The sequence below is a fragment of the Nocardia amamiensis genome (assembly GCF_015477605.1).
Classification (GTDB): Bacteria; Actinomycetota; Actinomycetes; order Mycobacteriales; family Mycobacteriaceae; genus Nocardia; species Nocardia amamiensis_A.
Genome location: NZ_JADLQX010000245.1, coordinates 1 through 422, shown reverse-complemented (window position 1 = coordinate 422; position 422 = coordinate 1). Strand labels below are relative to the sequence as shown.

General features: G+C 66.6%; 1 pseudogene. It reads left to right on the top strand.

Annotation, left to right across the window (positions count from 1 at the left end):
* A pseudogene (locus IU459_RS37675) lies at positions 1-422 on the top strand (hypothetical protein); the annotation flags it as partial.

Genomic DNA, 422 nt, shown 5'->3' with positions numbered 1-422 from the left:
GTCGACCGTGACTGTCGTCTGGTGTACCGCTGGTTCGGCGACCCACGGTTCGAATCCGCGCTGGAAAGCCTCGGCATCCGGGACGGGGTCTGTCTGGCCGAGGAGACGATCGGAACCAATGCGCTGGGCACGGCGATCGAAACCCGGCAGGGGATCATCGTTCATGGTGCCGAGCACTACATCGAACCGTTCAAGGAGTTCACCTGCTACGGGCACCCCATTCTGCATCCGGTGACGCGGCGGTTGGAGGGCGTCCTCGACATCACCGGCTCGTCCTCGGGAGTGAACCCTTTGCTGGCTCCGTTCCTCGTGCGGGCCGCGGAGGACATCGAACAGCGGTTGCTCGACCAGGCGAAGGCATCGGAGCGCGCCCTGCTCGCCGCCTTCCAGTCGGTCTCCCGGCAGCGTCGGGCGGTCGCCGC